The sequence below is a fragment of the Paenibacillus sinopodophylli genome (genome assembly GCF_005930355.1).
GTDB classification, from domain to species: domain Bacteria; phylum Bacillota; class Bacilli; order Paenibacillales; family Paenibacillaceae; genus Pristimantibacillus; species Pristimantibacillus sinopodophylli.
In genome coordinates this window covers 2,453,593-2,473,795 of the sequence record NZ_VDBO01000001.1, presented here as the reverse complement: position 1 = coordinate 2,473,795, position 20,203 = coordinate 2,453,593, and the positions used below count along the sequence as shown (strand labels likewise).

14 protein-coding genes are annotated in these 20,203 nt (G+C 46.8%); 13 read left to right on the top strand and 1 reads right to left on the bottom strand.

What is annotated here, in order from left to right:
* Nucleotides 1-25 precede the first annotated feature (25 nt).
* The 13 genes from FGT79_RS10895 (at nucleotide 26) to FGT79_RS10835 (ending at nucleotide 18,935) form a co-directional block, all read left to right on the top strand.
* Nucleotides 26-1,570 (top strand): 2-isopropylmalate synthase, encoded by a 1,545-nt coding sequence (locus FGT79_RS10895; RefSeq protein WP_138752675.1) that lies wholly within the window; start codon nucleotides 26-28, stop codon nucleotides 1,568-1,570.
* Nucleotides 1,571-1,823: 253 nt separating this feature from the next.
* Entirely contained in the window at nucleotides 1,824-2,903 is a 1,080-nt protein-coding gene (gene leuB, locus FGT79_RS10890; RefSeq protein ID WP_138752674.1) for a 3-isopropylmalate dehydrogenase, read from the top strand.
* Between the two features lie 145 nt (nucleotides 2,904-3,048).
* Entirely contained in the window at nucleotides 3,049-3,597 is a 549-nt protein-coding gene (locus FGT79_RS10885) for a peroxiredoxin (RefSeq protein ID WP_138752673.1), read from the top strand.
* 340 nt (nucleotides 3,598-3,937) lie between these two features.
* Complete coding sequence (locus FGT79_RS10880) at nucleotides 3,938-4,354, top strand: hypothetical protein (protein ID WP_138752672.1); 417 nt, start codon at nucleotides 3,938-3,940, stop codon at nucleotides 4,352-4,354.
* A gap of 133 nt (nucleotides 4,355-4,487) precedes the next feature.
* A complete protein-coding gene (gene sigI / locus FGT79_RS10875; protein ID WP_138752671.1) occupies nucleotides 4,488-5,300 on the top strand; it encodes an RNA polymerase sigma factor SigI in 813 nt (270 codons plus the stop codon).
* Entirely contained in the window at nucleotides 5,297-6,616 is a 1,320-nt protein-coding gene (locus tag FGT79_RS10870) for an anti-sigma-I factor RsgI family protein (RefSeq protein ID WP_138752670.1), read from the top strand. The genes sigI and FGT79_RS10870 overlap by 4 nt, the downstream gene beginning before the upstream one ends.
* A 251-nt stretch (nucleotides 6,617-6,867) precedes the next feature.
* On the top strand, nucleotides 6,868-8,238 hold the full coding sequence (locus FGT79_RS10865; protein WP_138753043.1) for an ATP-binding protein: 1,371 nt from the start codon (nucleotides 6,868-6,870) through the stop codon (nucleotides 8,236-8,238).
* 232 nt (nucleotides 8,239-8,470) lie between these two features.
* The gene (locus tag FGT79_RS10860) at nucleotides 8,471-9,994 is read left to right on the top strand and encodes a leucyl aminopeptidase (protein WP_138752669.1); all 1,524 of its coding nucleotides are present in this window, start codon (nucleotides 8,471-8,473) and stop codon (nucleotides 9,992-9,994) included.
* A 20-nt stretch (nucleotides 9,995-10,014) separates the two neighbouring features.
* On the top strand, nucleotides 10,015-11,286 hold the full coding sequence (locus FGT79_RS10855; RefSeq protein ID WP_138752668.1) for an MFS transporter: 1,272 nt from the start codon (nucleotides 10,015-10,017) through the stop codon (nucleotides 11,284-11,286).
* Between the two features lie 225 nt (nucleotides 11,287-11,511).
* Nucleotides 11,512-12,474, top strand: a complete 963-nt coding sequence (locus tag FGT79_RS10850; RefSeq protein WP_138752667.1) for an acetylxylan esterase — start codon at nucleotides 11,512-11,514, stop codon at nucleotides 12,472-12,474.
* 302 nt (nucleotides 12,475-12,776) lie between these two features.
* Complete coding sequence (locus FGT79_RS10845) at nucleotides 12,777-15,686, top strand: 2-oxoglutarate dehydrogenase E1 component (protein WP_138752666.1); 2,910 nt, start codon at nucleotides 12,777-12,779, stop codon at nucleotides 15,684-15,686.
* Nucleotides 15,687-15,692: 6 nt separating this feature from the next.
* Nucleotides 15,693-16,901 (top strand): 2-oxoglutarate dehydrogenase complex dihydrolipoyllysine-residue succinyltransferase, encoded by a 1,209-nt coding sequence (odhB, locus tag FGT79_RS10840; protein ID WP_138752665.1) that lies wholly within the window; start codon nucleotides 15,693-15,695, stop codon nucleotides 16,899-16,901.
* A 207-nt stretch (nucleotides 16,902-17,108) separates the two neighbouring features.
* A complete protein-coding gene (locus tag FGT79_RS10835) occupies nucleotides 17,109-18,935 on the top strand; it encodes a PAS domain S-box protein (protein ID WP_138752664.1) in 1,827 nt (608 codons plus the stop codon).
* Between the two features lie 21 nt (nucleotides 18,936-18,956).
* Here the strand turns inward: FGT79_RS10835 and FGT79_RS10830 are convergent, their stop codons facing one another.
* The gene (locus tag FGT79_RS10830; RefSeq protein WP_171056166.1) at nucleotides 18,957-20,171 is read right to left on the bottom strand and encodes an MFS transporter; all 1,215 of its coding nucleotides are present in this window, start codon (nucleotides 20,169-20,171) and stop codon (nucleotides 18,957-18,959) included.
* Between the last annotated feature and the right edge of the window lie 32 nt (nucleotides 20,172-20,203).

Genomic DNA, 20,203 nt, shown 5'->3' with positions numbered 1-20,203 from the left:
CTGTTCACGGAGGTGCAATGCACAAATGCGGAAAATTTATGTTTTCGATACAACGCTTCGTGACGGAGAGCAATCTCCTGGTGTAAACCTGAACACGAAGGAAAAGGTAGAAATCGCTCTTCAGCTTGAGCGTCTAGGCGTAGATCGCATGGAAGCTGGCTTCCCTGCTGCTTCACCTGGAGATCTCGCTGCGGTTAACGCGGTAGCACGCGCAGTCAAAAACGCAACGGTTATCGGTCTTTCCCGTTCACGCGAGCAAGACATTGACGCCGTTCGTGAAGCGCTGATTGGTGCACAGGACCCTTGTATTCACGTCTTTCTTGCGACGAGCCCAATCCACCGCAAGCATAAGCTTCGCATGGAGAAGGATCAGGTGCTGGAAACGGCGGAGCGTGCGATTCGTTATGCGAAGAAATATTTCGATAAAGTTGAATTCTCTGCTGAGGATGCTGGACGTACGGAGCTGGATTTCTTATGCCAGGTCGTAGAGATGGCAATCAAAGCAGGAGCAACAGTCGTTAACATTCCAGATACGGTGGGTTATTTGAATCCACTTGAATTCGGCAATATCTTCAAAACCTTGAAGGAAAATGTTCCTAATATTGAGACGATCCAGCTAAGTGCGCACTGTCATGATGATCTTGGCATGGCGACTGCGAACTCACTTGCAGCGATCTTAAATGGTGCGGATCAAATTGAAGGAACTATTAATGGTATTGGCGAGCGTGCAGGCAACACTGCGATTGAAGAAATCGCAATGACGCTTGCGACGCGCCCGGATTATTTCGGCGCACATACGACATTGAACCTGAAGGAAATCGCTAAGACGAGCCGTCTTGTCAGTAAGCTGACGGGTATGGTCGTTCCTGGGAACAAAGCAATTGTTGGAGCAAATGCGTTCGCGCATGAATCCGGTATTCATCAGGATGGCATGCTGAAAGAAAAAACGACTTATGAGATTATTTCTCCTGAAACGATCGGACTGAAGGAATCGAAGCTTGTACTTGGCAAGCACTCCGGGCGTCATGCGTTCCGCGAGAAGCTGGTTGATCTTGGTTACGAGCTTGAGGACGAAGCGGTTAATGCAGCATTCGCTAAGTTTAAAGATCTTGCTGACCGCAAGAAAACCGTAAGTGATGAGGATATTCTGGCATTGCTTGAAGAGAAGCTGATTGATACGCCAGAGGTGTTTAGCCTGGAGACGATCCAAGTGAGCTATGGCAACCAGTCAACGCCAAGTGCGTCCGTTCGCATACGTAAAGCGGAAGGAGACGTTGTTGAGGAAATCGCGATCGGCAACGGTTCTGTAGATGCAATCTACAACGCGATCGACAAGGTTACGCAGGAAGCGGTAGAGCTTGAGGATTATTCCATCAAATCGGTATCGCAAGGCAAGGATGCGCAGGGCGAAGTGCATGTTGTGCTGAAGCAGAACGATGTTTCTGCCCAAGGCCGCGGACTAAGCACAGATATTCTTGAAGCGAGTGCTCGCGCTTATATCGATGCGTTAAATCGTTTGATCGAGAAACGCAAAACACCTGGGCGTCGTGACAAGATGAGCTTGATTTAGATTACGGCGTTTAACAGCTATACGTAATAGGACAGTCTTTGAAGGTCGGTTCTCGACCTGCGGAACTGTCCTATTATTATTTCTTTATAGATGCAGTCTATAGAGTAAATAGATTTTATATCTTTGTATTCAAGCCGTTTTTGTGGTACAAATGATAATAGAATGAGAATGAGTGAAAAACCTGTCGTTTCTCGCTCTTCGTTGAGATGCTGAAGGACAAGTTTAACTGAAAAAGAGGAGTGTTAAATTTATTATGTCAGAAGTAAAAAAAATTGCTGTTATTGCCGGCGACGGTATTGGACCTGAGGTTGTTGGCGAAGCGCTTAAAGTACTTAAAAAAACCGAGGAGCTTTACGGTTACCAATTCGAAACGGAGCATGGCTTGTTCGGCGGTATCGCGATTGACGAGAAAGGAACACCGCTGCCGCAGGAAACGCTTGACCTTTGTAAAGGTGCAGACGCAGTATTGCTTGGTGCAGTAGGCGGCCCGAAATGGGATAACAACTCCAAAGAGCTTCGTCCAGAAACAGGCTTGCTCGGTATTCGCAAAGCGCTTGGCCTATTCTCAAATATCCGCCCAGCTACTGTGTTTGATTGCTTGAAAGAAGCATCAACATTGAAGCCGGAAGTGCTTGAGGGTACAGATCTAATCGTTGTCCGTGAATTGACAGGCGGCATTTACTTCGGCGAGAAATTCCGCCGCGAAGGCGCTGGCGGTGAAGAAGCGGTAGATACTTGCGTGTACAATGTACAAGAAATCGAGCGTATCGTTCGCCAAGCATTCGATATTGCAATGACACGGGGCAAGCGTCTCGCTTCTGTTGATAAAGCAAACGTTCTGGAAACTTCTCGTCTATGGCGCGAAGTTGTTAACCGGATTGCTCCTGAATACCCAGAGGTTGAGCTTGAGCATGTGCTTGTTGATAACTGCGCGATGCAATTGCTTCGCCGTCCGTCAAGCTTCGACGTTATCGTTACTGAAAACATGTTCGGCGATATTCTTAGTGACGAAGCAGCTATGCTTACAGGCTCGATCGGCATGTTGTCATCTGCTTCACTAGGTGAAGGCAGCTTCGGCTTGTACGAGCCGGTACACGGCTCTGCTCCTGATATTGCAGGCCAAGGAATCTCCAATCCAATCGCAACGATTCTTTCGGTTGCTTTGATGTTCCGTCTTACTTTCGGTTACCATGAAGCTGCTGCAGCCATTGAAGCGGCTGTCAAAGAAGTTCTTGACGCTGGACACCGTACGGGCGACATCGCTGTTGACAAGAGCAAAGCAATCGGTACAACTGAAATGGGCGATTTGATCGTAGCAGCTCTAAGAAAGTAGTTCATTATTTATAATTATTATAAATAAATAATCGTTATAATATTGACTTCATTCTAGACTGGTGATATGATTTACTAGGTAAGTCACACAGATGAAGTGACAAAAATACAAAAAATTTATGGATAGGTCAAGGAGGTTTTCTATAATGGCAGAGCGTTTGGTAGGCCGCCAGGCCCCAGATTTTTCAATGGAAACAGCAACAGGCGACGGTAAAGATTTCGGTACAGCATCCCTTGCAGACTACAAAGGCAAATGGCTAGTATTGTTCTTCTACCCGCTTGATTTCACTTTCGTATGCCCAACTGAAATTACAGCACTTAGCCTTGCAGCTGCTGAATTCAAAAAATTGGACACTGAAGTTCTTGGTGTCAGCGTAGATAGCAAACACAGTCACCGTGCTTGGATCAACACGCCGGTTAATGATAATGGACTTGGTCAACTTGAATTCCCTCTTGCAGCTGACATCACGAAAAGCGTTGCTCGTGACTACGGCGTCCTGATTGAAGAAGAAGGTATCGCACTTCGCGGCCTATTCATCATCAATCCAGAAGGCGAAGTACAATACCAAGTTGTTAACCACAACAATGTAGGCCGCAGCGTTGACGAGACGCTTCGCGTATTGCAAGCATTGCAATCCGGCGGACTTTGCCCAATTAACTGGAAACCAGGTCAACAAACATTGGTATCGAAATAATACGTTTCGTACTGTTTGCTACAAAACCCGTGCCATACAATGGCGCGGGTTTTGTTTGTGTACAAAGCTAAAGGGGTACATATTATCATGAGAAGCAGGAATTTAGGGTGTGCAAAGCGAATAAAGTATAGCCACAGGATATAAAGGCATGGAAAGTCGCCTTCTTTATTCATTCTCTTTACTTTTGCCCAGGTTTGCTACGCAAACCTTAGTTGATGCTTACGAAGTAGGTTTGCTATGCAAACCTTAGTTGATGCTTACGAAGTAGGTTTGCTATGCAAACCTTAGTTGATGCTTACGATGTAGGTTTGTTACACAAACCTTTAAGGAGGAGTCGTCAATGAGTTTTTGCTGTGGAGCTAGCATGATTGGAACTAAGGGAACGCTAAAGCATTTTCGAACGCATATTCATAATGTGCCTATCGTGTTCTGTCCGGTATGTCACCGTGTGGATATCCATTATTTAATTGAGAATGAATATGAAATATTAGCTGAGTATGCGCATGGCGATGGTGCTGCTGAGGTTGATTTCCAGGAGTACGTTGAGCAGGAGGGCAAGGCGCTCCTCGAGAATTGTGTGAATCACGAGAATGAAGATCCAATGGATGTTGTTCACAGTCAAATCGATATGGCACTTGACTTGCTTTGCTTTGCGAAGCAAATCGAGGATACGGATTGGCAGCTTGTCCTTAAAAAGCGTCTTGGGATGCTGAACAATAGAAGGAATAAGCTGCGCCAACGCCGTACTTCCGTTTAGTTTATTTAAACATGAATGGTGAGCCTCCTTTTTGGAGGCTTTTCTTATTTTGAAATAAATGAAAATGTTCTCATAATGACCCCCTTAAACCGGTCAAACAGAAACGAATCATTCTAATAGTGAGGTGGAGCGGTTGTTACTTGTATTGTTCAAACGCTTCTTGCGGAAAGCGGTACCTGCTGAAGCGGTGGAGAAGGCTAAGCTTACTCCCGAACAAAAGATAGCTCGCATTCGCGAAGGAGACGAGCTGCTGCGTGAGCAATTCATAGCAGATTACAAACCTTATATCATGAAAGTAACAAGCCGATTCTGCAAACGGTATATTGACCCGAGCCGGGATGATGAGTTCAGCATAGCGCTGTTAGCGTTTAATGAAGCCATCAATCAGTTCGCAAGTCATGCAGGAAAATCGTTTATTGGATTTTCTGAAACCGTCATTCGCCGCCGGCTTATTGACCATGTCCGAAAAGAACAGAGGCATTCGAAAGTTGTTCCTTATAGTATGTTTGATACAGAGGACGAGGAGCAGCCGCAATACAATTCAGTTGAGACCAAACAAGCGATGTTTGCTTTTGAAATGAAGCGTACAGAGGATGAACGCAGGGTTGAGATCGGCGAGCTAAACCATGAGCTGGGGAAATTCGGCATCACGTTCGCTGAGCTAGTGGAGGTATCCCCTAAGCATACAGATTCGCGAAGGCTACTAATGGGCATTGCACAAACGTTAATTAGCAAGGATGATTTGTTCACAACGCTTAGACAAACGAGCAAGCTGCCAGTTAAAGAGCTGACGGAGCTATGCGGCGTTTCACGAAAGACAGTAGAACGGAATCGAAAATATATCATCGCGATCGCGTTGGTGATTTCAGGAGCATATCCATATATGCATGATTATTTACAAATATCCAGCGAGCATGCAAATTCGAACAGGGAGGCAAGCAAATGAAACGTGGAGTTGTTGTGAGTATTCATAAGCAGCATGCTGTTGTAATGACAGCAGACGGACAATTTCTGCAAGCCCCTATTCAAGAAGCGATGCAGCTTGGAGAAGAAATCATATTCGAAGCAGAGTATAAGAAGTCCCGCACCGTAAAGCCAGTCTATTGGTATGGAAGCGCAGCTGCTTTATTGCTAGTATTGTTCCTGCCGTTGCTGTTCTTTATCGAACGGGATGCAAATCCAGTCGTTGCATATGTAAGCATGGATATCAATCCAAGTGTAGAGCTTGGTGTAGATGAGAATGAGAAGGTTCGTGAGCTGCGCGCGTTAAACCCGGACGGGGAGCATATTATAAAAGGCCTCCAGTATGATGGAGTAAATGTTGAAATGGTGGCTGCGTCTATACTTGAGAAGGCGAAGACCTCGCATTATCTGGATACTCCGAACAAAGATATTTTTATTACAAGCGTATTGCTTGGTGATGATTCTGCATTAAAGCTCGATTATGAAAGTATTTTGACAGGGAAGGTCGACGAGACTTTGCGATTGCTGCTAAGCACGCTCACTGAGGAGGCTGCAAGCGCAACGATTACGACCATGTCTATTCCGAATGAGGTTCGTGAAGAAGCAGCTGTGAATGGTATTTCCTCCGGTAAAATGGCTGTTTATTTGATGGCTAAGGAAGAGGGCTATCAGCTTGAGTTAGAACAGTTGAGGCAGCAATCTATCGATAAAGTAACGGCATCGGTTGGCGGCCTAAAAACGATTGTAGATAACGCACAGGATACAAGTAAGGAAAAGCTGAAAGAGTTGGTTGCGAAGGAGCAGGAGGAGAAGGCTAACCAGCAAAAAAATGAAAATAAGCCGAGTACAGCTAGGCCAGCCTCAACACCTAATACGAACAAGCCAGTCAAAGCAGAGAAGCCGGTAAAGCCAGTTGGCAGTGTAACGATTAAGCCAGCGGAGACCAAAAAACCTGCGGAGAACAGTACACGAGGCAATAAACCGGTAACAACGCCTAACAAGTCCAATAAACCGTCTAAGCCTGATCGGCCGAATGCGGGCAAACAGGATGACAATAAAAAGGATGATGAACAAGACAGGGGCGATCGTTGGGATCAAGGAAGAAATGATGATCGCGGCCAGAACCGGAATGACAATCGCGGCAATTATGATCGAGGAAGCGGCTGGCGCAAGGACAATGACAATGATCGCAGCGAAGAACGGAATGGCCGAAGTGCTGATCATAATGATGATAAAGAAACAAACGGGAGAAATGAAAACAGAAAAAACACAAGTAATAAGGACGACAATAAGCGATGAAAATGATCGGAGCAATAGCGTAAGCAACCATGCTGACAAGGGACTAGCAGGTTTTTTGATCGTAATAGGGGAGTGGACAATGCTAAATCTAGCAAGTAGTCTAAAGTCCTAATATCGAAGGGGCAATACTATATGCCTATTCTACGAACAATTTTCGACAGTATTTCCGATTGACAGCGATTGTAAACTCGCCCTATGATTAGTAATAACCGTAACCTTTATCTATAGAAGTTGCCGGGGAGGAGTACATGATGTTGGCCATTCGAAAGCGCTATTTCCCGGCGCTTGCCGAGTATATTAGAAGTGGTAAGGAAGTATCTTTATTCCATGCCAACGAGCTGGGCAAGGAGCTTTACGGAATAAACCCGGAAGAAATCATTGCCGTTCATGAGGAATGTATACAGTCACTAGCTGCGAATGTAGATTCAGAAGAAGCAGTAAGGTTATACAATCGTTCTTTTGTATTCTTAATGGAGGTTATGGTAGCCTGTCGATTCCGGCTGCAGCCTGAACGATCAACCGAGCAGAAATTTAGCGAGATGAGAGAGATGCTGTTCAGATCGAATCGTTCGTTCGAAAAGGTCAAAAACAAATATGAGAATGTACTTCAGCATATGGACAGTGGGATTGCGTTGTTTGATAACGACGGCATCTTATCCTTCATCAATGTGCAGATGGCCAAGCTGCTTGATATACCTCGTAAAACATTGATTGGCTGCACCATTAAAGAAATACTACGGCACAGACAATTGGCGAGCAGTACAAAGCGAACGATCCTAAGGCTGTATAAGGAAATGTTTCTTATGCATAGTCGGTACTATGAGTTCCAGCATAAGGATGGCAAACATCTACTAGTAACCGTTACTTATGGCGATCAGTTAGATGGAGATTTTCTAATTAGCGTCAAGGATGTTTCAGAGTACAAGCAGATCGAGCAGACGGCTTTGCAGAACGACAAGCTGGCGATGCTGGGCAAGATCGCAGCAGCAATTGCGCATGAAATTCGCAATCCATTAACGAGTATTCGCGGCTTTATTCAACTGCTCCGGCCTTATTTGTTGGAAGTTGGCAAAGAGGAATACGCACGTATTATACTGACAGAAATTGACCGAGCCAACGATATTATTTATGAATTTCTAAATTCGTCTAAGCCGTCGGCACCGATGAAGCAAATGGTGTCTATCGATCATTTGATAAAGGAAGTTGTCTTGTTGACCGAGAGCGAGGCTTTGATGCGGAATTGCGAAATCAGAGCGGAGTGCTGCTGTGCCGATCATTTGGTTTCCATAGACGTAAAGCAGGTTAAACAGGTTATTCTGAACATCATCAAAAACTCGCTTGATGCTATTGAAGAGGTGCAGAGCGAACGCAGAGGCCTTATCAACATTATGACGCGGAGCAACGGTCAATCTGCAGAAATTATTATGAAGGACAATGGAAAAGGGATGGAGAAGGCAACGATGAATCGGTTGTTTGATCCTTTCTTTACGACAAAGCAAGCGGGTACTGGACTTGGATTATCGGTTAGCTACCGGATTGTTCGCAACCACAATGGAACGATACGGGTCGATAGTCAGCCAGGTATTGGGACAGAATTTATTATCACATTGCCGCTAGCTTAACGGATCAGTGGACATGCTTGATATGCAAAGCTACAACTAGCAGCTCTTCTTCCGCTTAGGAAGGGGAGTTTTTTGATGATTATGGCGTGGCAGGCTATTCATATTCTTCAATGATAAGCATAGAAAAGTTGTAGGACGTTAGGTATAATGAGGTTGGCTAAACGTATTAATTGGACTTATATTTGGTGGATGACCATGCATATGGATCCATGAGGAAAGTGGGGATCAACTAATGAGCGTACAATTTACATACGGAACACGCAGTACAGAACAAGCTGCTGCTGAGGCGGTCATTCGATTTGTCAGCAAAAAAGAGCTTGTGCAAGGGGAAGGTGCTATGCCGATTGTACAGCCGCAGATCGATGATGCACTCAAGGCGCAGTATGCCAAAGGATTGTTTAAAGCTGATGCTGAGCAGGTCGAGGTTATGCCTACACTAGGGCTATATCCTGCTGCACATATTGTTTTCGTAGGACATGATGAAGAAGCTGGAGCTTCGGGCTTGCGCCTTGCAGCTGCAGCTGCGGCGAAAGCATTGAAAAAGCTACGTGCAGAGAAGGTTCAAATCCTGTTGCCTGATGCTGTGCTCGAAGGAGCTTATGCTTCGATCGGTGCAGAACGCGCGGCACAAGCGCTGACAGAAGGGTTGCTTCTAGCGCTCCATGTACGCCAGCCGTTGAAGCGGGAGCAGTCAGAGCGCTTTACACTGAAAGAGGTTGCATTCGTTCCGCAAGGGGCGGCAGTTGCGGCTGAGCACGCAACATTGTGGGAGAGCGGGATTGCCAAAGGCAAGCTGTATGCTGAAGGGGTTAACTTGGCTCGAGATTTGACGAATCTGCCAGGCAATGACTTGACTCCAGAGCGGCTTGCGTATCATGCGGAGGAAATGGCACGCGAGCTTGATTTGGAAATCGAGGTCATCGACGAATGGAGTGCCGCAGAGCAGCGCATGGGTGGTCTGCTTGGCGTCGGACAGGGCAGCATTAATCCGCCGCGAATGATTGTAATTCATTATAAAGGCAATCCTGGTTCGGAAGAGGCATGGGGCTTAATTGGCAAAGGGATTACGTTTGATACCGGCGGCATCTCTTTGAAGAGGGCAGAGGGCATGCAGGAGATGATATCCGACATGGGTGGTGCAGCAGCTGTCCTTGGAGCTATGCGTGTTATCGGGGAGCTGAAGCCGGCTATTAATGTGATTGCTGTTATTCCAACCGCTGAGAACATGCCGTCTGACCGTGCGATTAAGCCGGGAGATGTGCTGCGCATGATGAGCGGCCATACGGTAGAGATCGTGAATACGGATGCCGAGGGAAGACTTGTACTTGCAGATGGTCTCACGACGGCAATTACGCGGGGTGCGACGAAGCTTGTCGATGTAGCAACACTGACCGGAGCAGTTTCGGTTGCATTAGGCACGCAGGCAACAGGTGCTGTAACCAATCATGAGGAATTATTCAAGCAGGTTCAAGCAGCTTCGGAGCGGGCTGGCGAGCGCATATGGCAGCTTCCAGCGTATCCGGAATACAAGAAGCAAATAAAGAGCGATGCTGCAGATCTGAAAAACAGCGGTGGCCGTTATGCCGGTACCATTACAGGTGGGCTATTTATCGGACATTTCGCAGAAGGACTGCCATGGGTCCATCTAGATATCGCTGGTACAGCATGGCTGGAATCAAGTCGGGGCTGGGAGACGAAGGGTGCGACCGGTGTCATGGTTAGGACATTGATAGAATTGATTGTACACCACGAGTAAGCGGAGCGGAGAGGGTCTATATGTTAAAGGACATCCTGTTGCCTAGACGGAGAATGTCCGAGCAGAGAAAAGGCCTACACACGGCTATTGTGGAAGGCGTTCCTGCTACGATTATTGGAAATTTATTAGGGGGCCCGCTGTTAACGGCATACCTCCTTTATTTGGGTGCTAAGTCTGACGCCATCGGTGCAGCGCTTGCGATACCTGCATTTGCCAACTTAGTGCAACTTATCATTGCTTTCTATATGCACCGCTTCGAGAACCGTAGACTCTACGTCATGCTATTCAGCTTGATTCACCGTTCATTATGGACGGCAACCGGGCTTATTCCTTTCTGGGTGCCTGAGAGTTACTGGGTTGTGACATATATCGGGATGTTTACGGTGTCCTTTATTTGTGCGCAGTCTGCCGGTGTACTCTGGACCTCGCTTGTAGCGGATATGGTTCCTGCTAAGGTTAGAGGGAGGTACTTCGGCATACGTAATACGATACATTGGGCGATCGCAAGCTTATGTTTGCTCATTGGCGGACAAATTCTTAATCGAATGCCTGAGGGGCACGGTTTCGTCGTCCTGTATGTAATTTGTGCGGCAGCTACCATCTGGAATGGGATCGAGCTGTATCGTTATCCTAATCTACCGCTTGAGCGATCGATTGAATCATCCAAATGGAAAATGCTTCAAAAACCGCTTCGTGACCGGACTTATATGCTGGCAACCATCTTTCTCGCAACCTTTATTCTCATCCAAAATATAGCGGTACCGTTCTTCTCGTATGTTATGCTTGATATCGTCAAGCTCAACTATACATGGGTAACTGTCATTACAACCATTCAAATGATTGTGATGATGTTCAGCTACTATTACTGGGGAAATTTGAACAGCAAATATACAACACGGACACTGCTGCGCTGGTCGCTTCCGATCATTGGAGTGGCTTGCCTGCTATGGTCGGGAATGGAGATACTGCCTGCCATTCTTGTACTCATTATCGTCCATATCGTGCTTGGTATTGGTATTGGAGGCTATAATCTTCTGGCCTTCAATTTTATTATTGGAGATACGCCAAAGTCCGAGCGGCCGATGTATATTGCCGTATTCTCAGCATTAACCGGTATTACTGGTTTTGCTGGCCCGCTGTTAGGGGGATGGATTTATAAGCTGGCAGCACAAAGCCCTTATTGGATGCAAAGCTACGGAGTGTCAATGGCGACTGGAGCAGTGCTGCTTGTCATGGCATTTGTTATTGGACCCCTCGTGTTAAAGGATAAAAGTGAGAAATCAACGATGTAAGCCCAACTATTGTTTTCGTCTGGAGTCCACCGTGTGAATGGTTCTTCCTAGTCGTTCCCTTTGTTGAAAGATATAAATAGGCAGATTCATCGTATATTTTAGATAAAGCAGAGCCTCCTTGAGATAAGGGGGGATGCTTTCTGTACAGTTATGAGACCGCTTACTTAAATGTTTATGTACCATTATGCAGGTGGACGAATCATATGGAATTGGGGGTATACTGATATGCATGCGATAGAAAAAAGAAAAAGTGATTTATTGGCTTACTATCCACCTGTAACGATGGATACGGCAAAGCTAGGCCATTACTGGGACAAAGTGCTGGAGAGCTACGCGGACAAGCCGCTTGGCATTGTAAAGGAGATGCTGGATACGCCGCTTCCTACGGTTAGAACGGAACGCTTAACCTACAAGGGGAGTGACGAAACTCCTATTCATGGGCTGTACATCGTTCCGGAGCAGGGCTTACGCGAGGAGCAGCTTCCTTGCGTCGTCATCTATCAAGGGTATACTGGCGATAAGGGCCTGCCTGAGCGATATGCGGCATGGCTGCTTCTCGGCTATGCTGTCTTTGCAGTTGATGCAAGAGGACAGGGAGGCGAGACCGGCAACCTGCTTACTACAGATGAAGGTGCGATAAAAGGCTGGGTTACGCAAGGCATAGACAATATCGAACAAAGCTATTATAGGGCGATCACGATGGATGCGGTAAGAGCAGTCGATGCAGCCGCGCTGCAGCCGGAGGTTGATGCATCCCGTATTGCGGTAGTTGGGGGAAGCCAGGCAGGTGGACTTGCGCTATTAGCTGCCGCACTCAATTCGAAAGTAAGTGCTGTCGTAGCCGATATACCAAATATGTGTCATATGGATTATGGCATCATGCATTCAACAGGCTCTTTGACAGAAGTTGCCCAGTACGTAAAGCGTTATCCAGACAGGCTTGAGAATGTACTACATACGATGGCCCACTTTGACATGCTCAACCTTGCGGAGCGCATACAAGCACCGGTCTTAATGTCTGTTGGCTGGAAGGACACGGTATGCTTACCGGAAACCGTTTACGCAGTTTTCAATCGGATTAATTCGAAAAAAGAACTGAATGACTATCCTTTTTCAGGACATGAGGTAGGGGAGTACCAGAATAGGGCAGCGTTCCTGTTTCTGAAGTCTATTTTTCAAAGCCATTAATGCTTCATCGGTCGTCCGAGAACGACAATCAATGCTTGAAATGGATGATATCAATGCCAATATGATTATGGAAGGCAAGCGTACTATGTACTAAAATATAAAGGAGCTTTAAATAAGCATCCTAGATATAGCCGTGATTTGAAACCAAACGATGGAGATCGCGGTATTAACAGTTAACCAATCATAATAATAGAGCAAGTTGAAACAGTTTAAGCTTTTTGCAAGCTGGCGGACATGTATGATGAGCTCTGCCTTAGAAAATAATAGGATGGCAATGAATAGAGAGGGTGGAATTTTCTGCAATGAGCAACCATGATGAGCGTAATTATTCGCCTTGGCAAAGCTACTATGGACCCAATCTTGGGTATGTGCAGGAGCAATACGAACGTTTTTTAACTGAGCCTGATGCCGTTGAAGCAACGGTACGTGAGCTGTTTGAACGTTTTGGAGCACCTCCAGCAGTATCGATCGGAGCTACTGGTCATACAGCAAAGCCAAGCGAACAACAGGCTGCATCAAATGCAGCACCTGGACCGATTGACTCAAATATGTTGAAGAAGGTTGTCGCTGCGCATCAGCTTATGCTGAACATCCGCAGATACGGCCATTTAGCTGCGGATATCGATCCGCTCGGCTTTAGTCCGGCAGCAGATACGAAGCTGCTTGATCCAGAAACCTTTGGCCTGACGCAAGCGGATTTGGCTTCTATACCTGCTTCGCTTATTTGGGACAATGCACCTGCATCGATCTCGAACGGGTGGGAGGCTATCAGCCGTCTAAGAGAAATTTATACGCGTTCTGCTGCTTATGAATTCACACATATCCATGATGAGAATGAACGGAACTGGCTGCATAAGCAAGCTGAATCGGGAAGCTTCCCTGCACCGTTGTCGGCAAGAGAACGTTCGGCATTGCTTGAGCGATTGCTTGAAGTCGAATATTTCGAGAATTTCCTGCACCGTACATTTGTCGGCCAGAAGCGCTTCTCCATTGAAGGCGTTGACATGCTTGTGCCTGTATTGGATGAAATCGTCCGGGCGGTTGCTCACGACGGTGCCAACAATATTCTAATGGGCATGGCACATCGCGGACGTCTCAACGTACTTACGCATGTACTTGGCAAGCCTTATGAGAAAGTTTTCTCCGAGTTTCATCATGCGCCTAACAAAGAGCTGATTCCTTCGGAAGGCTCGATGGGCCTTAACTATGGCTGGACTGGCGATGTGAAATACCATTTGGGTGCTGACCGGGCAATTAAGGAAGGCGAAACGATTCGCGCTAACCTAACTCTAGCTAACAACCCGAGTCATCTTGAGTTTGTTAATCCGGTAGTTGAAGGCTTCACGCGGGCTGCACAGGAGGATCGCAGCAAGCCAGGCTTCCCTGAGCAGGATCCATCCAAAGCAGTTACGATTTGCGTTCATGGTGACGCGGCTTTCATCGGTGAAGGTATCGTTGCCGAGACGCTGAACTTCAATAAGCTGCAAGGATACCATAACGGTGGAACACTTCATATTATTGCGAACAATCGTCTTGGCTTCACAACGAACAGTATTGATTCACGTTCGACGCATTACGCAAGTGATCTTGCGAAAGGCTTCGACATTCCGATTGTACATGTCAACGCGGATGAACCGGAAGCTTGCTTGGCAGCCGTACGCCTCGCTTGCGAATACCGCCTTCGCTACAATAAAGGTTTCGTTATTGATTTGATCGGCTACCGTCGTTTCGGTCATAATGAGATGGATGATCCAGAAGTAACACAACCGCTCATGTATGGGAAGGTTCGTAATCACCCAACAGTAAGCACGCTTTATACCGAGCAGCTTAAAGGGGCGAAAGCGATTACTGAAGAGCAGGTCGAGGAGCTTCGCCAACGTACGAATGGTAAGCTGCAAGCAGCCTACGATGCGATGAAGGCAAAGGAAGGCGAACCGAAAATACGCGGAGAGCAGCGGAAATCGGAGCTTCCATCCAGTGAAGAAGCACGCACGGCCGTTCCGCTTGAGACGCTTCGCGAGATTAATCTGGAGCTGCTTAATCGTCCAGAGGGTTTCACGGAGTATACGAAGCTGCAGCGTATATTGCAGCGTAGAGCATCTGCTCTTAATGATGGTGAGAAGGTTGACTGGGCACATGCAGAAACGCTTGCGTTCGCAACGATTCTGGCTGATGGTACGCCAATTCGTCTGAGTGGTCAGGATTCAGAGCGCGGTACGTTCGCTCATCGTCATATTATGCTTAATGACAATGCTACGGCTGCTAAATTCTCACCGCTTCATATGCTGCCGCAAGCGAAAGCATCCTTCGCCGTTCATAATAGCCCGCTGTCCGAAACGGCAGTACTCGGCTTTGAATATGGCTATAATGTGTTTGCTCCCGAAACATTCGTAATCTGGGAAGCACAATATGGTGACTTCGCGAACGTTGCACAGGTCATATTCGACCAGTTCATCTCAGCGGGTCGTGCGAAATGGTCGCAAAAATCAGGTATTACGATTTTGCTGCCGCATGGCTATGAAGGCCAAGGACCGGAGCATTCAAGTGCAAGACTTGAGCGTTTCCTTCAGCTGTCAGCTGATAATAACTGGACGGTTGCCAACCTGACAACGTCCGCTCAATATTTCCATTTGCTGCGTAAGCAGGCAGCAATGCTTGGTACGGAGCAGGTTCGGCCGCTTGTGCTAATGGCACCGAAAAGCTTGATTCGTAATCCGCGTGTTGCTTCGCATGGTGTTGACTTCAGCGAAGGCTCATTCAAGCCAGTGCTGCCACAGTTTAGCCTGACAGAGCCTAAGGATCAGAAGGATAAGGTCAAACGCCTTCTGCTTTGCACAGGTAAGGTTGCCATTGATGTTGAAGAAGCACTTGCTTCATCCAACTCGGAGGACTTCGAATGGCTGCGCGTTGCAAGGGTTGAACAGCTTTATCCGTTCGCGCATGCCGAAATTGAGCGCATCGTGAAGCAATTCGACAAGCTCGAAGAGATTGTTTGGGTTCAGGAAGAACCGCAAAACATGGGATCATGGAGCTTTATGGAACCAAGGCTTCGCGCATTGGCGCCTAAGAAGGCAGCTGTCCGATATGTCGGCAGACCTGATCGCTCAAGTACTGCAAGCGGACATCAAGAGATACATGCCGCAGAGCAAAAATGGATTATCTCGACAGCATTGAACGGCAAACCAGTTGAAACAAGTTTGATTAGGGGGTAGCGACTAATGGCTGAAATTATAGTACCAGAATTAGGCGAGTCCATATCTGAGGGCACGATTACCAAGTGGTTCGTGAAGGAAGGCGACTCCGTAAATCAGGGAGATGTTCTACTGGAGCTTGAAACCGATAAAGTAAACATTGAGATCAGCGCTGACAACAGCGGCATTGTATCCCGTATCGCGAAGCAAGACGGAGAAGTTGTAAATGTAGGCGAAGCGATTGGTTCGATCGGCGAAGGAGCTGGCGCATCCGCGCCGTCTGCTCCTGCAGCGGAACCGTCAGCTGCTCCGTCAGCACCGTCAGCACCTACAGCTGCGCCAACTGCGCCAGCAGCAGCTCCTGCTGGCGAGAGTGCAGCAGCAATCAATGCATCCCCAGCAGCGCGCAAGCGTGCTCGTGAGCAAGGTATTGACCTCTCGCAGCCGCAAGGACAAGCTCCAGCAGTGGCAACTCCCGTGAAATCTGCGCCGCTTACGCAAGCCGCTGAGTCGGTCAACGCAAGCAAAGAAGGCAAGCCTACGGAGCGTAAACGGATGTCCCGTCGCCGGGTTACGATTGCTAACCGTTTGGTAGAAGCACAACGTACAGCAGCGATGCTTACTACATTCAATGAAGTGGATATGACGGCAATTCTTGATTTGCGCAAACGTCGCAAGCAAGCGTTCTTCGAGAAAAACGATGTGAACCTCGGCTTCATGTCATTCTTTACAAAAGCGGTAGTTGGTGCGTTGAAAGCATTCCCGCTGCTTAACGCAGAAATCGATGGCGAAGAAATTGTTACGAAGAAGTTTTACGATATCGGTATTGCAGTTTCGGCTAAAGAAGGTCTAGTTGTTCCGGTCGTTCGGGATGCAGATCGTCTAAGCTTCGCTGAAATCGAGAAGAACATCGTTGAGCTTGCTGGCAAAGCAAGATCCAATACACTTGCGATCTCTGATCTGCAAGGCGGAAGTTTCACCATCACGAATGGCGGTGTCTTCGGCTCCTTGCTGTCGACTCCGATTCTTAATGCACCGCAGGTTGGTATTCTCGGCATGCATAAGATTCAAATTCGTCCGGTTGCGATCGATGATGTACGTATGGAGAACCGTCCGATGATGTATATCGCATTGTCATACGATCACCGTATCGTAGACGGCAGCGAAGCGGTTCGTTTCCTCGTAACCGTTAAGGCTCTTCTCGAAGACCCAGAAGCGCTGCTTCTTGAAGGTTAATCATCAAGAAGTATTTAGAGACTGTCCAAAAAGTAGATCATTCTACTTTATGGTCAGTCTCTTTTTTTGTATTAGCGATGCGCCTCATAAATAGCTGGTGGAAAACCTTTTTTATTTTATATTTTAATGTAGAGCAGGAAGAAGCAGGGAAATGTTGAAAGTAACTAGTAAAGTAAAGTTATTTGGCAGATAAGGTGGTTTAGATGGATGATGAAGAGCATTCAATTGAGCAAGCAGTTGCGAGAAAGCGAAGAAAGATACCATAATCTAGTCCACATGATGCCGGATGGTATCGTTATTTATTGCGAGGACTGTATTGTTTTCGTTAATCGTTCGTTATTAAGCACAGTCAGATCAGATCGGATTGATGAGATTGTAGGACTTCCGATCAAATGCTTCATTCATCCCGATTATTGGGAGGCGTTTGCTGCAAATATGCAATATCTGACCCGTGAGCCGAACCCAGCAGTATTCATGAATTACAAGCTGCTTAGGTTCAACCGTGAAGTGTTCGAAGCGGAGCTTAGGGCAACTAAAGTGACTTATGCCGGCAAGCCTGCCGTTCAGCTTATCATTCGTGATATCTCCAATCGAATTCGCATGGAAGAGTCCTTATTCGAGAAGGATTATCTATATAAGAGTTTGATGGAAAACGTTGTGGCGGGCGTCTTCGTCGGGCAAAAATATAAGCTCATCTATGCTAATCCCTATTTGGCAGAGCTATTCGGCTATTCAAGAGAAGATCTGTCCGCTATATCACCCGATCGGTTTATACCGAAGGAAGAGCTTGACCGTATTCAGAAGGAGGTACTGCAGGGGATGGTTAATGGGCTAACCCAGTTCCCGATAAAATTGAGCGGCATGAAAAAAGACGGAAGCATTATTTTTCTAGAAGGAAACAGCTCAGTTATTATGTTGGATGGAGAGCCTTCATTGCTCGGTACCGTACAAGATGTAACGTTCAAACGAGAGAAGGAAAAGCTGCTGAAGGACAGCGCCATGCTGTATCAAAAAATGATTAAATTTGTTCCTGAGCCCATCGTGCTGAGTGATCAAGGTGTGATTCTTTATGCGAACAAGCTCGCGATGCAGCTTATTGGTTTGGAAGAGGAATGCGAGATTATTGGCAAAAGCATATTCGGTTTTATCCATCCGAGTCAACATGAATTGGTCGCAGACACGTCACAAGAAATCATGTCCTCGGATGAACCGACACCATTCCAAGAACGCATTTTTATTTGTCCGGATGGACGCAGTATGGATGTTGAGCTATCGAGTATTCGAATATGCAATTATATGGGCAAAGACGTAATTCTGAGCGTAATCCGCGATTTAACTGACCGCAAGCGCTCGGAGGAGGTGTTAATTCGCTCAGAAAAGCTATCGGCGATCGGCCAGCTAGCAGCGGGGGTAGCGCATGAGATTCGCAATCCTTTAACGGCGCTGAAAGGATTTACGCAGCTTCTGAGCGCGAGATATCCGGAGCAGCCGCATTATTTTACGATTATGTCGAATGAAATTGATCGCATTACATTAATCGTAAATGAGTTTATGACACTCGCTAAGCCGCATTTTACCCAGTTTCAAGCTGCGCCGCTTGAGCCTATTCTGCAAAGTGTGCTGTCTATTCTGGAAACCCAGGCTATTCTACTGAATGTGGAGCTTCATGTATGCTTAGATCAAACCGTACCCACGGTATACGGAAATTCGGATCAGTTGAAGCAGGTGTTCCTCAACATTATCAAAAATGCGATTGAGGCGATGCCTCATGGCGGGGTCGTTCATCTATCCGTTAGCTCGAGAGATGACGGCAAAGTATTGATAAGGATACAAGACGGCGGCCCTGGTATTCCTGAGGAATTGATCAAAAAGATTGGCGAGCCCTTTGTAACGACAAAGGAAAAAGGGACAGGCCTCGGGATCATGATCAGCACGCGCATTATTGAAGCGCATAAAGGTACGCTTAGGCTCAGCAGTGTTATTAATGAAGGAACACTCGTTGAGATCGTGCTGCCTGTTCAAGAGGCCAGCTGAATGTTAGGTGCTAGAGGTTCTTTATACATGTCCCACATTCGCCTTCATCTGCTTGCGATGATGGTGCAGAATGAAATAGATAACAGATGAAAAGGCGATAATAACCGAGCAAACCATATACATAGTTCTGTAGCCAAAGCCGGAGGCAAGTGAGCCAAGCGAATAGGAGCCAATTCCATAGCCTAGGTCAAACAGCAAATAAAATGTAGCGGTAGCGAGCCCTCTGCTATGGGCTGGCGCTGCAAGCACAGCAATGGTTTGGAAACAAGGAAGCAAAGCCCCGTAACCAAGCCCGATAACGCCGCCTGATAGTAGCAGAAGCGAAGGAGAACTAGCTTGACTGAGCAGCAGCATGCCAATCGCAAAGATAGCAATGCTCGGATAAACAATAATATGCTCGCCTACGCGGTCCAGCAATTTCCCAATAATCGGACGAGGCAAAACGATCATAATGCCGAAGCATACAAAAAAATAACTTCCATAGGAATCAAGCGCTTGTTCATGCGTATAGACGGACATAAAGGTCACTAGCCCGCTATAAGCAAACGCGACGACGAAACCGCTAAGGGCGATGGGAAGTGCTTTGCGTTCAACTAGTTTATGCCATTGCAGCTTGCTCTTCTCTCTAACAGGGGGTTGATTGGTATGAGCATTAACGGAATTCGCAACGTTTACTTGACGTTTTGTTGCTGCTCCAAGCACAAATGAAAGCAGCGCGCATACTGCACACAAAATGAACATCGCGGTAAAGCCGCCATGTGACGTAATCGTCAGACCTGCGAACGGTCCGATGACCATCGCTAGGCTCATGAATAGGCTGAAATAGCTGATACCCTCGCCTTTACGTCGTTCTGGAATAATATGAATTGCTGCTGTGTTTGTTGATGTGGTTGCGATTGCGAACGTTCCGCCGTGGAAAAAACGAACGAGCAGCAGCATAGCATAGCCAAAAACGCCTAAGTAAGCGATAGAAAATAAGAGGAAAAGCATTAAGGAGATGATAACGATTTTACGCTCGCCATATCTAGTCATCAATTGACTGGCGAATGGTCTTAGCAGAACAGAAGCCAGAACGAATACCGTCATGGATAAACCTGCTTGTGTATCCGTGCCTCCAAGACCGTTAGTTACATATACGGAAAGTGCTGTTGCCAGCGTGTAGAATGAAAAAAACAAAAAGAAGCTGCTTAAACATAGTTTGATGAAGTCGGCGCTCCATAATTTGTTCGTATGCAATGGTAGTTCCCCTCTCAGATGCTGATCCTGTA